This is a genomic window from Streptomyces racemochromogenes (genome assembly GCF_039535215.1).
Classification (GTDB): Bacteria; Actinomycetota; Actinomycetes; order Streptomycetales; family Streptomycetaceae; genus Streptomyces; species Streptomyces racemochromogenes.
The window spans coordinates 6,746,044-6,760,732 of record NZ_BAAAWT010000001.1 but is presented as its reverse complement, the minus strand read 5'-3'; the positions used below and the strand labels follow the sequence as shown (position 1 = coordinate 6,760,732).

Sequence of the window (14,689 nt, the reverse complement as noted above, 5' to 3'; positions counted from 1 at the left end):
ACACGCCGCAGGATCACACCGTGAACCTGTCAGACAGCCAGACAGGTGGCCCCCTCCCGCGGCGCGTCAGCGCCATGGAAGCGGTCTTCGGCCACCTGCGCAGCGCCATCGAGCGCGGGGAGTACGTCGTGGGCGACAAGCTCCCCTCCGAAGCCGAGTTGTGCCGCACCCTCGAAGTCAGCCGGCCCGTGCTGCGGGAGGCCCTGCGGGCCCTGCAGGCCATGGGGCTGACCGTCTCCAAGAGCGGCAAGGGCACCTTCGTGGTGGCCAACACGGTCGAGGACCCCACCTTCGGCGACTACGCCGCCAGCGACCTGCTGGAGGTGCGCCGGCACGTCGAGATCCCGGTCGCCGGGTACGCCGCGCTGCGCCGCACCCCCGAGGACCTGGACCATCTGGGCCACCTGCTGGACCGGATGGAACACGAGACCGACACCACCGCGTGGGTGGCGATGGACACCGTCTTCCACCTGGCGGTGGCCGAGGCCTCCCGCAACCCCGTCTTCCGCCGTGTCATCGAGGAGATCCGCGACGCACTGGCGCGTCAGTCGACCTTCCTCAACGAACTGGGCGGCCGGCGCGAGCAGTCCAACTGCGAGCACCGGGCGATCCTCGAGGCGCTGGCCGACGGCAGCGAGCACGACGCGGTGGAAGCCATGTCCCACCACCTGCTCCGGGTCGAGACGACCCTCACCGACATCGTGCGCCCCCAGCGCACAACCGCCCCTACGGAAGGCAGACCCGAGGCGTGAGCGAGCAGTTCCTCAAAGACGAGAAGCGCCCCACGACCCGTCACGTCGACGCCGGCGACACCGGCTACAGCAAGTCCTTGAAACCCCGGCACGTCAACATGATCGCCATCGGGGGTGCGATCGGCACCGGGCTCTTCCTCGGGGCGGGCGGACGCCTCGCCGACGCCGGTCCCTCCCTGTTCGTCGCCTACGCCGTCTGCGGGATCTTCGCGTTCCTCGTCGTGCGGGCGCTCGGCGAACTCGTCCTGTACCGGCCGTCCTCCGGGGCCTTCGTCTCCTACGCCCGTGAGTTCCTCGGGGAGAAGGGCGCCTACACCGCGGGCTGGATGTACTTCCTGAACTGGGCGACCACCGGCATCGCCGACATCACCGCCGTCGCCACCTACACCCACTACTGGCACCTGTTCTCCGATGTCCCCCAGTGGGTGATCGCCCTCATAGCCCTGGCCGTGGTCCTCACCGTGAACCTGATCTCGGTGCGGATCTTCGGCGAACTGGAGTTCTGGTTCGCCATCGTCAAGGTCAGTGCCCTGGTCGTCTTCATGGGTATCGGGATCTTCCTCCTGGTGACCCGGCACCCCGTCGACGGGACCGTGCCCGGCCCCTCCCTGATCACCGACAACGGCGGGATCTTCCCCAACGGCCTGCTTCCCATGCTGCTGATCGTCCAGGGCGTCGTCTTCGCCTACGCCTCCGTCGAGCTGGTCGGCGTCACGGCCGGTGAGACGGAGAACCCCGAGGCGATCATGCCCAAGGCGATCAACTCGATCATGTGGCGCGTGGGCCTCTTCTACGTCGGCTCGGTCATCCTGCTGTCGATGCTGATGCCCTGGAGCAGCTACAGCGCCGGCCAGAGCCCGTTCGTGACCGTGCTCTCCCACATCGGCGTCCCCGCCGCCGGCGACGTGATGAACCTGGTCGTCCTCACCGCGGCGATGTCCTCGCTCAACTCCGGCCTCTACTCCACCGGCCGCATCCTGCGCTCGATGGCCGTCAACGGCTCCGCCCCGCGCTTCACCGCCCGGCTCAGCCGCTCCCAGGTCCCCTACGGCGGCATCCTCCTCACCAGCGGCATGTGCGTCCTGGGCGTGGGGCTCAACTTCGTGGTCCCCGCCGACGCGTTCGAGATCGTCCTCAACCTCGCCGCGATCGGCATCCTCGCCACCTGGGGCATGATCATGCTCTGCCACCTCCTCTTCTGGCGGAAGACCCGCAGCGGCGAGCTCACCCGCCCCTCCTACCGCCTGCCCGGCTCCCCGTGGACCGAGCTGGTGACGCTGGCCTTCCTCGCCTCCGTCCTGGTCCTCATGTACGCCGACGGAGGGGCCGCACGCACCACCGTGCTGTGCGTACCGCTGATCGCCGCGGCGCTGGTCGCCGGCTGGTACGCCGTCCGCGGCCGCGTGGCGCGCACCGCCGCCGGCAGCGGCGACTGAGCCGGACGCCACCCGTCCTCCTGCGCCGGGGGGCGGCGGTCGCCGCCCCCCGGTCAGCAGCGACCCACCACAGAACGAGGCAGTGATGCGCAGCAGTTCCCTCGCGGACGCCCCCGCGATCCGCGAGCCCCGGCACGCCCCCGTCGCCCACGTCATGCGGGGCGGTGTGATCGAGGGAGTCCACTACGGTTCCGTCGTCGTCCTCGACGGCGAGGGCGAGGTCCGCATGGGCCTCGGAGACATCGAGGCCGCCTGCTATCCGCGTTCGGCGCTCAAGCCGCTCCAGGCCGTCGCGATGGTGCGGGCCGGACTGCCGCTCGACGGCGGCCTGCTCTCCCTCGCGATGGGCAGCCACTCCGGCGAGGAGCACCACCTCGCGGGCACCCGGCTGATCCTGGAGCTGGCCGGTCTCACCGAGGCCGACCTGCGCAACGTCCCCGACCTGCCCTACGCGCCGGCCGTCCGGGACACCTGGATCCGCGAGGGCCGCGGGCCGTCCCGGCTCGCCCAGAACTGCTCCGGCAAGCACGCCGCGATGCTGTACCTGTGCCGGCTGTCCGGCTGGCCCCTGGAGACCTACCTCGACGCGGACCATCCGCTCCAGCGGATGATCGCCGAGGCCGTCGAGGAACTCACCGGCCAGCGCATCGCGCACGTCACCGTCGACGGCTGCGGATCCCCGCTGTTCGCGGTGTCCCTGCACGGGCTGGCCCGCGCCGCCGCCCGTATCGCCACGGCCGCCCCGGACACCGCCGAGCACCGCGTGGCGAAGGCACTGCGCCTCCACCCGGAGATGGCCTCCGGTACCGGGCGGGACACCGCCGCGCTGATGCGCGCGGTGCCCGGGCTGCTGGCCAAGGACGGCTTCGAGGGCGTCCAGGTCGCCGCGCTGCCGGGCGGCCCGGCCGTCGCCGTGAAGATCGCCGACGGGGCCGACCGCGCGCGTACCGCCGTGACGGCCGCCGCTCTCGCCCAAGCGGGAGTCGAGCCCCGGCTGCTCGCCGGGTTCACGGGCGAGCCGGTGACCGGCGGCGGCCGGACCGTCGGGGGCGTCCGCCCGGTGGCGAGCCTGGACCCGCCGGGCGCCACCGCCACCGCGACCGCGACCGCGACCCCCACCTCCTGACTCCCGCCCTCCCCTTTCCCCACCTTGATCCGCCCACCTCAGGAAGAGGACCAGCACACCCATGACCGCCTCCAGCCGCAGTGAGCACGACCTGCTCGGAGACCGCGACGTCCCCGCCGACGCCTACTGGGGCGTCCACACCCTGCGCGCCACCGAGAACTTCCCCATCACCGGCACGCCGATCTCCGCCTACCCGCACCTGATCGACGCCCTCGCCGCCGTCAAGGAGGCCGCGGCCCTCGCCAACGGTGAACTCGGCCTGCTGGAGCCCACGAAGGCGGCGGCCATCGTCACCGCCTGCCAGGAGATCCGCGGCGGCAAGCTCCACGACCAGTTCGTCGTCGACGTCATCCAGGGCGGCGCGGGCACCTCGACCAACATGAACGCGAACGAGGTCATCGCCAACCGGGCGCTGGAGCTGCTGGGCCACGCCAGGGGCGCGTACGGGCACCTGCACCCCAACGAGGACGTCAACCTCGGCCAGTCCACCAACGACGTCTACCCCACCGCCGTACGCATCGCGACGGTCTTCGCGGTGCGCGGCCTGCTCGACGCCATGGCCGTCCTGCAGGACGCGTTCGCCGCCAAGGCCGCCGAGTTCCACGACGTGCTCAAGATGGGCCGCACCCAGCTCCAGGACGCCGTGCCGATGACGCTCGGACAGGAGTTCTCCGCCTTCGCCGTCATGCTGGACGAGGACCGCAGCCGACTCGCGGAGGCCCTCGGACTCATCCACGAGATCAACCTCGGCGCCACCGCCATCGGCACCGGTCTCAACGCCCCGGCCGGATACGCCGAGGCCGCCCGCCGCCACCTCGCCGACATCACGGGCCTGTCCCTGGTCACCGCTCCCGACCTGGTCGAGGCCACCCAGGACTGCGGCGCCTTCGTCCAGATGTCCGGCGTCCTCAAGCGCATCGCCGTCAAGCTGTCCAAGACCTGCAACGACCTGCGCCTGCTGTCCTCCGGGCCCCGCGCCGGGCTCGGCGAGATCAACCTGCCGCCGGTCCAGGCGGGGTCGAGCATCATGCCCGGCAAGGTCAACCCGGTGATCCCCGAGGTCGTCAACCAGGTCGCCTTCGAGGTCATCGGCAACGACATCACCATCACGATGGCCGCCGAAGCCGGACAGCTCCAGCTCAACGCCTTCGAGCCGGTCATCCTGCACTCGCTGTCGAAGTCCGTCACCCACCTGCGCGCGGCCTGCCTCACCCTCGCGGAACGCTGCGTGAGCGGCATCACCGCCAACACCGAGATGCTGCGCGCCACCGTCGAGAACTCCATCGGCCTGGTGACCGCCCTGAACCCGCACATCGGGTACACCGCCGCCACCGACATCGCCAAGGAGGCCCTCGCCAGCGGCCGGGGGGTGGCCGAACTCGTCCTGGAGCGCGGCCTGCTGCCGGCCGAGCGGCTCGCCGCCCTGCTGCGGCCCGAGGTGCTCGCGGGAACCGGCCCGGCCCGTCCCTGACGGCGCCCGAGCCGACACGTCTCCCGGGCCGTCCCCGTACGCGAAAGGGGCTGCCGGCCACTTGGCGGGGGTGTACCCGACGATCGCCACCGTCCTGGTGGCCCTGACCGTGCCGGTGCTGCTGAGCACCGTCGCCGAGGCGTGCGGCGCCTACGTGCCGGAGCGGACGGCGGAGTCGGTGGTCCTAGCCGCTCGCCGCAGTCTCATCGGCCGACTGCTGCGGCTGCGGCTCCCCGCGGTGGACCGGATGCAGCCGGGTGATCTGACTTCGGCTGCTGAGGCCGGCAGTCCGGTCGGTGACGCGATACGGCGGGCCGCCAGTGCCTACAGCCGGATTCCGGCAGCCGTCCCCGGGGCGGGTCGTGAAGGCCACCCACCCCGGGAACGCGTCACCGGACGTACGCGGCCGGCTTGGTGGCGGCGTTGAGCAGCGCCTCGAGGGGGCCGCGGCGGAAGAAGCGGGACCAGAGCGCCGCGAAGACGATCGCCCCGAGGATGAAGCAGAGCACCGGCACCCACGACTGCCGGGTGCTCTCGCCCGCCGACACGCCGAGCAGGGACTGCACGAGGAAGTGGCCGACGTAGGCCGTCAGGGACATGGTCCCCACGGCGATGACCGGCTTCGCCAGGCGCCGCAGACGGGGCAGGCGGTCCATCAGCACCGTCGCACCCACGATGACCAGGATCGCGACGCCCACGCTGCCGACGATGTCGAACGTCGTGCCGGTGTGCGGCCCGGCGGACAGCAGGTCCGGGGCGGCCCCGTGGGGCTCGGGCGATCCGCTGCCGAAGGAGGACGCCGCCCCGGACCCGGCGGACGGCTTCCCGTCCTCGGCGCTGCTTTGCAGCGCGTCCTTGCCCGCCAGCAGCAGGGACAGCCCGTACGCGCCGGCGGCCAGGCCGGCACCGAGCGCGGCCAGGCGCCGCTGGACGGGGACGGCCGACAGGTCGAGGCGGGCGAGTGCCATCCCGGCGACCACGAACGACGTCCACGTGATCGCCGGGTAGAAGCCGGTGAGCAGCAGATCGAGCACGCCCACCTCGCTGAGCGCCTTGAGCGGGTCGTAGGCGTCGATGCCCTGCCGGACGGACTCGCTCAGCAGCGAGTTCAGGACGAACGCCAGCTGCGGTGTCACGAGCGCGAGCCCGGCCGCGACGATCGCGAGGGTCCTGGCCGGCAGCCGCAGCAGGGGCAGGGCGAGGAGGAAGTAGACGCCGTAGAAGCCGAGGATGATCACGCCCCCGTACTCCATCGCCAGTACGGTGCCCAACGCCAGCAGGACCAGGGCGCGGATCGCGATCCGCGCCTTCGCCTGCCGGCCCGCCATGCCGGTCTTCGGCTCACGGCGGCCGGCGATCAGCATCAGCGAGAAGCCGGCGAGGGTGGCGAACAGCACCGACGAGTGACCGTCGGCCAGGTACCGGACCCAGGTGCCGACGCCGGACGTCGCCGACAGCGTCGGGCCGATGTGGACGATGTACATGCCGAACACCGCCAGTGCCCGGGCCAGGTCCACCCCCACCAGGCGCCCGAACGAGGGCCCGCCCGGGGCCGTCCCGGCCGACGGGGGTGGGTCGGAGGGCAGTGGAGGCGGGTTCTCGTGCGCGGCCGGCGTCCCCTGCGGCGACTGAATCCATGTCATACGGAGAATCTCGCGATGCCGCGGGGAGGCGGACCATCCGGCAGGCTTCGGTGTCACCCCCGCCGACCGGCCGGGACCACCCCGCCGACCGGCGGGCCGGGGCGGAAGCCGTCGCGGAGTCCCTGTTTCGTCGCGCGCGCTCGCGGACGCTAGGGTCTGACGCCGTATCGAGGAAGGTGGGAATGGGGCTCATGGACGCGGACCACGCGGGGCTGGTCGTCGCGGCGCAGGCCGGGGACGACCGGGCGCGCGAAGAGCTGATCGCCGCCTACCTCCCGTTGATCTACAACATCGTCCGGCGGGCCGTGAGCGGGCATGCCGACGCCGACGACGTCGTCCAGGAGACGCTGTTGCGCGTGGTGCGCGATCTGCCGGCCTTGCGTGCTCCCGACAGCTTCCGCTCCTGGCTGGTCGCGATCACGCTCCGCCAGATACAGACCCACTGGCAGCGGCAGCGCGTCTTCGCCGGCCGGACCGCGGTCATGGACGAGGCGCTCCACCTGCCGGACGCCGCCCCCGAACCCGAGGACGCGACGATCCTGCGTCTCCACGTGTCGGACGAGCGCCGTCAGATCGCCGAAGCCGGCCGGTGGCTCGATCCGGACCACCAGGTGCTCCTCTCACTGTGGTGGCAGGAGCGGGCCGGGCTGCTGAGCCGTGAGGACATCGCCGCCGCGACGGGCCTCACCGTCGCCCACGCCGGAGTGCGCCTGCAACGCATGCGCGAGCAGCTGGAACTGAGCCGGACGATCGTCGCCGCGCTGGCGATCCGTCCGCGGTGCCCGCAGCTGGGCGAGACCGTCGCCGGATGGGACGGTCTGCGTACATCGGTGTGGCGGAAGCGGATCGCGCGGCACACCCGCGACTGCGCGGCCTGCACCGCGACGGCGACGAACCGGGTCCCTGCCGAGCTGCTGCTCCTCAGCCTCGCCCCGCTGGCCGTCCCCGCCGGACTCGTCGCCACGCTGACCGCCAAGGGCCTGCTCTCGGGTACGGCCGCGAGCGCCGCCGGGACGTCCATGGTCCCCGTGGCCGCCGCCGCGGCGGTGAAGGGAGGCGGTCCGTACGGGGCGGTGGCCGGCAAGCTCCACGCGGTGACCGCCCATCAGCTGGCGGGTCTCGCCGCCGGCGCGGTGCTCATCACGGGGGCCGCCACCTACGCGGCCTGGCCGGAACCGGCGCCCCGGGTGCCCGACGTCAGCGCCGCTCCCGCGGCCGGTCCCACGGCCGGCCGTCCCACACCGGTCCCGTCGGGCACACCCACGCCGGCCGGACCGCCGTCGGCGAGTCCGTCCGCCGAAGCGGGGGGCACTGTCGCGCTGGGCGCGCGATCACTGGAGTCCGTGGACCAGCCCGACCTCTACCTGACGTATGCCGGTGACTTCGCGACGCTGGGCGCGGTCTCCGCGTCCGGCGGCGCCCAGGCACGGCAGCGCGTCACGTTCACGGTGGTCCGGGGGATGTCCGACCCACAGTGCGTCACCTTCCGCGCGGCGGACGGCCGTTACCTCCGCCACCACTACCTGCGGCTGCGGCTGAGCACCGACGACGGCAGCGAACTGTTCCGGAAGGACGCCACCTTCTGTCCGCGTCCCGGGGTGGTCCCGGGGTCGGTGACCCTGCACTCCCACAACTACCCGGGGGCGGTCATCCGCCACCGCGACGGCGGCATCTGGCTCGACGGCTCCGACGGGACCCGGGCCTTCGCCGGCCAGGCCTCCTTCGTCGTCCGCGAGGCCCGGTCCTGAGCACGGCCCGCCGAGCGACAGGGCGACCGACGGGACCGACGGGACCGACGGGCCGGGCGTAACACTTTTCGCCTGCGAGATGCATCACGGGGTGCTCGGCAGGACGGCGCGACTTTTTTGTTACGCGGCCCCGCGCCGGGAGGCCTCCACTTCGTGGGGTTCCTCCCGCCGCTCACCATGCGAGCCGGCGTGACGGGTCCCCCGCCACCCATCGGCACGACTTTGGAAGAAAGCGCCCCATGACGCGAGATACCCGTGAACGCCGCACGCCCGGCACCCAGGAGCCGAGCCCCGTCCCGGCCGCCCGAGACCACCGAGGAGCGGCATGAAGGGCCTGCACCGCCGGCGTCGCCGGACACTGACGATCGGCCTGTCGGCCGCCGCGCTGGTGGCCGGCGTCCTGACGCTCCTCCCCGGCTCTGCCGGAGCCGCAACCCCCTTGGGCACGCAGGCGGCACCCTCGGGCAGGTACTTCGGCACCGCCGTGGCCGCCGGCAGGCTCGGCGACGCGAGGTACGCCAGCATCCTGGACCGGGAGTTCAACATGATCACCCCGGAGAACGAGATGAAGTGGGACGCCGTCGAACCGTCCCGCGGCACCTTCACCTTCGGGCCGGCCGACCAGGTGGTCGGCCATGCCGCGGCGCACGGTCAGCGCCTGCGCGGCCACACCGCCGTCTGGCACTCGCAGCTCCCGTCCTGGGTCAGCGCCATCGGTGACGCGAACACGCTGCGCGGTGTGATGAACAACCACATCACCACGTTGATGACCCGCTACAAGGGCAGGATCCACTCCTGGGACGTGGTCAACGAGGCGTTCGCCGACGGCTCCACCCAGCACCGCGGCTCGGTGTTCCAGAACGTGCTGGGCAACGGCTTCATCGAGGAGGCGTTCCGCACCGCGCGGGCGGCCGACTCCTCCGCCAAGCTCTGCTACAACGACTACAACATCGAGAACTGGTCGGACGCCAAGACCCAGGGCGTCTACAGCATGGTCAAGGACTTCACGTCGCGTGGCGTACCGATCGACTGCGTGGGGTTCCAGAGCCACTTCGGCACCGGCGGCCCCCCGGCGAGCTTCCAGACCACCCTGGCCAACTTCGCCGCGCTGGGCGTCGACGTCCAGATCACCGAACTGGACATCGCCCAGGCCTCGCCGGCCCACTACACCACCGCGGTGAAGGCCTGCCTCTCCGTGACCCGGTGTACCGGCATCACGGTCTGGGGGATCCGCGACAGCGACTCCTGGCGCAAGGGTGAGAACCCCCTGCTGTTCGACGGCGACGGCAACCCGAAGGCCGCCCACACCGCCGTCGTGAACGCCTTCAAGGCAGTTTCCGGCACCACCCCCGGGACCGGAACCGGCACGATCAAGGGCGTAGCCTCCGGCCGCTGCATCGACGTCAACGGTTCCACCAGGGCCAACGGAACCCAGGCACAGCTGTGGGACTGCCACGGGCAGGCCAACCAGCGCTGGACCCGCACCTCGGGCAAGCAGCTGGTGGTGTACGGCGACAAGTGCCTGGCCGCCAAGGACCAGGGCACCGGCAACGGCACCGCGGTGGTCATCGAGGACTGCACCGGCGGCGCCCACCAGCAGTGGAACACGAACCCCGACGGCACGATCTCCGGTGTCCAGTCCGGGCTGTGCCTCGACGCCGTCGGCGCGGGCACCGCCAACCGCACCGGGATCCAGCTGCACTCCTGCTGGTCCGGCGGCAACCAGAAGTGGACCGGCCCCTCCGGGGCTCCGGCCCCGGCGACGCCCGCGCCGTCGGGCACCTGTGCTCTTCCGTCGGCGTACCGGTGGACGTCGACGGGTGCGCTGGCGCAGCCGGCGAACGGGTGGACCTCCCTGAAGGACTTCACCCACGTGATGTACAACGGCAAGCACCTGGTGTACGGGTCTAACTTCTCGGGCTCCTCGTACGGCTCCATGATGTCCGGGCCCTTCACGAACTGGTCGGACATGGCGTCGGCCCGCCAGACCGGGATGAGCCAGGCCGCGGTGGCTCCCACGCTGTTCTACTTCGCGCCCAAGAAGATCTGGGTGCTGGCGTACCAGTGGGGGGCGTGGCCCTTCGTCTACCGCACGTCGAGCGACCCGGCCAACCCCGAGGGCTGGTCCGCGCCGCAGCCGCTGTTCACCGGCAGCATCCCCCGCACCGACTCCCCCACCGGCCCGATCGACCAGACGCTGATCGCCGACGACCAGAACATGTACCTCTTCTTCGCCGGCGACAACGGCAAGATCTACCGGGCGAGCATGCCGATCGGGAACTTCCCGGGCAGTTTCGGTTCCTCGTACACGACGGTCATGAGCGACACGCCCGAGAAGCTGTTCGAGGCGCCGCAGGTCTACAAGGTCCAGGGCCGCAACCAGTACCTGATGATCGTCGAGGCGAGGGGCGCGAACCAGGCCCGCTACTTCCGCTCCTTCACCGCCCCCAGTCTGAACGGCCCGTGGACGGCCCAGGCCACCGCCGAGAGCAGCCCCTTCGCGGGCAAGGCGAACAGCGGCGCCACCTGGACCGACGACATCAGCCACGGTGACCTGGTCCGCGACAACCCCGACCAGACCATGACCATCGACCCCTGCAACCTGCGGTTCCTGTACCAGGGCAAGGCGCCCTCCGCAGGCGGCCCCTACGACCGGCTGCCGTACCGGCCGGGTCTGCTCACCCTGCAGCGCTGACCCGCCCCGATCCACAGGAACACGCAAGGAGAACAACCCCATGAAGAACCCCCCGAACGGCGGCCGCCGCGGACGCCACCGCCGTCGCTGGACCGGAACCGGACTGCTGCTCGGCGTGCCCGCCGTCCTCGTGCCGTACCTCCTCTACGTGCAGGACGACTCGCAGGCCGCGACGGTCGACGGCGACGCCTACTACCGGCTGGTCTCCGTACGCAGCGGCAAGGCGCTGGACGTCAACGCCTTCTCCACCGCCGACGGCAGCCGCGTCCAGCAGTGGACCGACCAGAACACCGCCAACCAGCAGTGGAAGCTGCGACCCACCGCGGACGGCTACTACGAGCTGGTGAACCGCAACAGCGGCAAGGTCCTGGGCATAGCCGGCGACTCGAACGCCCAGGCGGCCGCCGCCGAGCAGCAGACCGACAGCTCTTCCCCCTCCCAGGAATGGCGTGTGGACCAGGTGGGCGGTTCCGACGCGGTCGTCCTGACCTCCCGCAGGAGCGGCCAGGTCCTGGACGTGTCCGGTGGCTCCACGGCCGACGGCGCGTCGGTCATCCAGTACCGCGGGCACGGCGGCACCAACCAGCAGTGGAGGCTGGTGAGGACGCCCGGGACCAAGACGCCCGGATCCGGACCGTACACGTGGCGGAACGCCCAGGTGGTGGGCGGCGGTTACGTCACCGGACTCGTGTTCAACCCCCGGGAGAAGGACCTGCTGTACGCGCGCACCGACATGGGCGGCGCCTACCGCTGGGACACCGGGGCCGAGCAGTGGATCCCGCTGACCGACTGGCTCGGCGAGAAGGACTGGAACCTGCTGGGCATCGACGCGCTGGCCACCGATCCGGTCGAATCCAGCCGCCTCTACCTCGCCACGGGCACCTACACCAACAACTGGGCGGGCAACGGCGCGATCCTGCGCTCCACCGACCGGGGCCGCACGTTCCAGCGCACCGACCTGCCCTTCAAGCTGGGCGGGAACGAGGACGGCCGCGGGGCGGGCGAACGGCTGGCGGTCGACCCCGGGAACAACGGCACCCTGCTGCTGGGCACGCGCAAGAACGGCCTGTGGCGCAGCACCGACCACGGCGCGACCTGGAGCCAGGTCTCCTCGTTCCCCGTCAAGGACGGGGCGGGCAGCGGCGCGGGCATCTCCTTCGTGACGTACGGCCCGGCCGGCAGCAAGACGGTCTACGTCGGCGTCGCCGACAGGTCCACCTCCCTCTACCGCTCCACCGACGGCGGCAGCACCTGGCAGGCCGTCCCCGGTCAGCCCACCGGACAGATGCCGCAGCACGGCGTGCTAGCCGGTGACGGCTCCCTGTACCTGACGTACACCAATGCCCTGGGCCCCAACGGCGTGACCGGGGGCTCGGTGTGGAAGCACACGCCGACCGCCGGAGCGTGGAAGAACATCTCCCCGTCCCAGGGGGGCTACGGGTTCTCCGGGCTCGCCGTCGACCCGCGCAAGCCGTCCACGGTGATGGTCACCACCCTCGACCGCTGGTGGCCCGAGGACGAGATCTACCGGACCACCGACGGCGGCACGACCTGGAAGGCCCTGGCCGACAAGTCGGTGCGGGACGCGTCCGCCGCTCCGTACGTGGGCACCGGCACCGGGCACTGGATGACCGCCCTGGCCATCGATCCCTTCGACTCCGGGCACGTGCTGTACGGCACCGGCAGCGGCATCCTGCGCAGCAAGGACGCGGGCGCCTCCGACGGCGGCGGCACCAGCCACTGGAGCGTGGGCGCCCGCGGCCTGGAGGAGACCGCCCTGCTGGACGCGATAGCCCCGCCCGGCGGGGCCCAGGTCATCACGGCCATGGGCGACCTGGGCGGATTCCGCCACGACTCCCTGACCGAGGTGCCCGCCGGGCGGTTGAAGAACCCGATGATGTCCAACAGCACGTCCATCGACTTCGCAGAGTCCAACCCCTCGATGATGGTCCGCGTCGGCCGGGGTGGCGCGCAGGACGGCGCCTACTCCACCGACGGCGGCCGCAACTGGAACGGCTTCGCGTCCGAACCGGTGGCCGGCGCCGACAGCGGCCGGGTGGCGCTCTCCGCCGACGGCTCGGTCATCGTCTGGACCCAGGCGGGCCAGGTCCCGTACCGGTCGGCCGACAAGGGAGCGAGCTGGACGAAGGTCGGCGGGCTGGGCACCGACGCCGTCGTCGTCTCCGACCGCTCCTCGGCCGGGACGTTCTACTCCCTGGCCGGCGGCACCCTGTACGCCAGCACCGACGGCGGGGCCACCTTCACCGCCCGCGCCACGGGCCTGCCCGCCGACGGCCGGCTCAAGGCCGTCCCCGCGGTCGCGGGGGACCTGTGGATCGCCGGCGGTGGCCAGGGGCTCCTGCACTCCACCGACGGGGGCCGCACCTTCACCCGGCTCGCCCCGGTGAAGTCCGTCTCCGCCCTCGGCTTCGGCAAGGCCGCGCCGGGCGCCTCCTACCAGGCCCTGTACCTGATCGGCACCGTCAAGGACGTCACGGGCGTCTTCCGCTCCACCGACCAGGGCGCCACCTGGCTCCGCGTCAACGACGACGCGCACCAGTGGGGCGGCATCGGCGGCACCGGCGTCATCACCGGTGACCCCGACGTCTTCGGCCGCGTGTACGTCGGCACCAACGGACGCGGCCTCCAGTACGGCGACCCGTCCTGACCCCCGCGCCCCGCGCGGTCGCAGGCCCGACAGCCTGCTGCCGCGCGGGGCGAGTCCCGGTTCCGGGCCCGGCCCGGGGCCGGCGGTCAGGTGCGGGGCTGGGTTCCGCGCCGGTTGAACGGGAGTCGCCCGAGCAGCACGGCCATGGCGCAGGTGTCGGTGACCGCGGAGAAGACCAGGCCCGCCGCGATGGCCCCGGACAGCAGCTCGAAGGCCGGGTGGACGAGCAGCCCGAGGAGCAGGCCGAGCAGCACGGTGCCGCCGGCGGTGAAGCGGACCTGCCGCTCCATCGCCCAGACGGCCCGCACGGGACCGGGAGGCCGCTGGAGCGGATGCCCGGCGGCCGCCCAGGCCCGGGTGCCGCCGCTCAGGCCGGAGGCGGCGATGCCGTGGACGGCGAGTTCCGTGACGGCCTTGTCCGAGCGGGCTCCGGAGGCGCACACCACGAGCAGGGGTGTCCGTTCGGCGGCCGCCCGCAGGTCCGGGACGCTCCCCGCGAGCCGGTCGAGGGGCACGTTGAGGGCGTCCGGGAGGTGGCCGGTGGCGAACTCGCCCGGGGTGCGGACGTCTACGACGGTCAGCTCACCCAGGCGCGGCTGCGCCTCGGCGACTGCGATGGCACGGGGAACGGTCATGGCGGAACGAGTCCTTGCAGAGGGGGGTGAGGGGAGGGAGGAGAAGGGGGGACGGGTGCGCGATGCGCCCGGGTGGGGGCCCTGCCGCGGATCCTAGGGACTGCGAACGCCCCCGTCCGGGACCTCGCGCGACCGCCACGCGTTCGCCATGCCGCGGCAACAATCCCGCGGCCCCGGCCGCCGTGCCGGGCGTCGCCGCCCCCGGGAATGCGTCTCGGCATGCGGAACGAGATGGTCCAACCCTCGGACTGCGCTTGCACGCTCCGGAGCCGCCCCGACAGGATGCGGCCATGGCCCCCGTACTCGTATCGCGTCGTCACGTAGATCTGCTGCGTGTTTCGACCATGCTGTGTCGGGCCGGTTCCCCTCGTGCGCGCGGCTGCTGATCCGCAGGTCCGCTGAGGACCGGGCGGTCCCCCGCCCCTGATCCCGCACGCAACAACCGCGCGCCCCTTCGCGCTTCCTTCCGTCTGCCCCTCTGCTCGCGTACACGTGTCACCTCCCTCGGCGATGGT

Annotated in this window: 9 protein-coding genes; 7 read left to right on the top strand and 2 right to left on the bottom strand. The window is 72.1% G+C overall.

Annotated elements, in window-relative coordinates; all coding sequences use genetic code 11:
- Positions 1–74 precede the first annotated feature (74 nt).
- The 4 genes from ABD973_RS31295 to aspA all read left to right on the top strand — a co-directional run bounded on the left by ABD973_RS31295 (position 75) and on the right by aspA (position 4,785).
- Positions 75–752 carry a FadR/GntR family transcriptional regulator gene (locus ABD973_RS31295; protein WP_125596373.1) on the top strand — a complete coding sequence of 226 codons (678 nt, stop codon included), beginning with the start codon at positions 75–77 and terminating at the stop codon, positions 750–752.
- A complete protein-coding gene (locus tag ABD973_RS31290; RefSeq protein WP_125820008.1) occupies positions 749–2,188 on the top strand; it encodes an amino acid permease in 1,440 nt (479 codons plus the stop codon). The genes ABD973_RS31295 and ABD973_RS31290 overlap by 4 nt, the downstream gene beginning before the upstream one ends.
- Before the next feature lie 85 nt (positions 2,189–2,273).
- Positions 2,274–3,314 carry an asparaginase gene (locus ABD973_RS31285; protein WP_345503516.1) on the top strand — a complete coding sequence of 347 codons (1,041 nt, stop codon included), beginning with the start codon at positions 2,274–2,276 and terminating at the stop codon, positions 3,312–3,314.
- A gap of 61 nt (positions 3,315–3,375) precedes the next feature.
- A complete protein-coding gene (aspA, locus tag ABD973_RS31280) occupies positions 3,376–4,785 on the top strand; it encodes an aspartate ammonia-lyase (protein WP_345503515.1) in 1,410 nt (469 codons plus the stop codon).
- A 389-nt stretch (positions 4,786–5,174) separates the two neighbouring features.
- Here aspA and ABD973_RS31270 read toward each other — a convergent pair whose 3' ends face one another.
- Positions 5,175–6,428, bottom strand: a complete 1,254-nt coding sequence (locus ABD973_RS31270) for a DUF418 domain-containing protein (protein WP_345503514.1) — start codon at positions 6,426–6,428, stop codon at positions 5,175–5,177.
- 182 nt (positions 6,429–6,610) lie between these two features.
- On the opposite strand from ABD973_RS31270, the gene ABD973_RS31265 reads away from it, so the two are divergent.
- From ABD973_RS31265 to ABD973_RS31255, 3 genes are all read left to right on the top strand, one after another.
- Positions 6,611–8,176 (top strand): sigma-70 family RNA polymerase sigma factor, encoded by a 1,566-nt coding sequence (locus ABD973_RS31265; RefSeq protein ID WP_241253114.1) that lies wholly within the window; start codon positions 6,611–6,613, stop codon positions 8,174–8,176.
- Between the two features lie 325 nt (positions 8,177–8,501).
- Positions 8,502–10,871 carry a non-reducing end alpha-L-arabinofuranosidase family hydrolase gene (locus ABD973_RS31260; RefSeq protein WP_345503512.1) on the top strand — a complete coding sequence of 790 codons (2,370 nt, stop codon included), beginning with the start codon at positions 8,502–8,504 and terminating at the stop codon, positions 10,869–10,871.
- 40 nt (positions 10,872–10,911) lie between these two features.
- On the top strand, positions 10,912–13,539 hold the full coding sequence (locus tag ABD973_RS31255) for an RICIN domain-containing protein (protein WP_345503510.1): 2,628 nt from the start codon (positions 10,912–10,914) through the stop codon (positions 13,537–13,539).
- Positions 13,540–13,625: 86 nt separating this feature from the next.
- Here ABD973_RS31255 and ABD973_RS31250 read toward each other — a convergent pair whose 3' ends face one another.
- On the bottom strand, positions 13,626–14,174 hold the full coding sequence (locus tag ABD973_RS31250; RefSeq protein WP_125820013.1) for a rhodanese-like domain-containing protein: 549 nt from the start codon (positions 14,172–14,174) through the stop codon (positions 13,626–13,628).
- Positions 14,175–14,689: the final 515 nt, after the last annotated feature.

Bases quoted from the DNA above. Each gene is read 5' to 3' on its own strand.
- ABD973_RS31295 (WP_125596373.1), top strand. From the start codon at position 75: ATGGAAGCGGTCTTCGGCCACCTGCGCAGCGCCATCGAGCGCGGGGAG.
- ABD973_RS31285 (WP_345503516.1), top strand. From the start codon at position 2,274: ATGCGCAGCAGTTCCCTCGCGGACGCCCCCGCGATCCGCGAGCCCCGG.
- aspA (WP_345503515.1), top strand. From the start codon at position 3,376: ATGACCGCCTCCAGCCGCAGTGAGCACGACCTGCTCGGAGACCGCGAC.
- ABD973_RS31270 (WP_345503514.1), bottom strand. From the start codon at position 6,428: ATGACATGGATTCAGTCGCCGCAGGGGACGCCGGCCGCGCACGAGAAC.
- ABD973_RS31265 (WP_241253114.1), top strand. From the start codon at position 6,611: ATGGGGCTCATGGACGCGGACCACGCGGGGCTGGTCGTCGCGGCGCAG.
- ABD973_RS31260 (WP_345503512.1), top strand. From the start codon at position 8,502: ATGAAGGGCCTGCACCGCCGGCGTCGCCGGACACTGACGATCGGCCTG.
- ABD973_RS31255 (WP_345503510.1), top strand. From the start codon at position 10,912: ATGAAGAACCCCCCGAACGGCGGCCGCCGCGGACGCCACCGCCGTCGC.
- ABD973_RS31250 (WP_125820013.1), bottom strand. From the start codon at position 14,174: ATGACCGTTCCCCGTGCCATCGCAGTCGCCGAGGCGCAGCCGCGCCTG.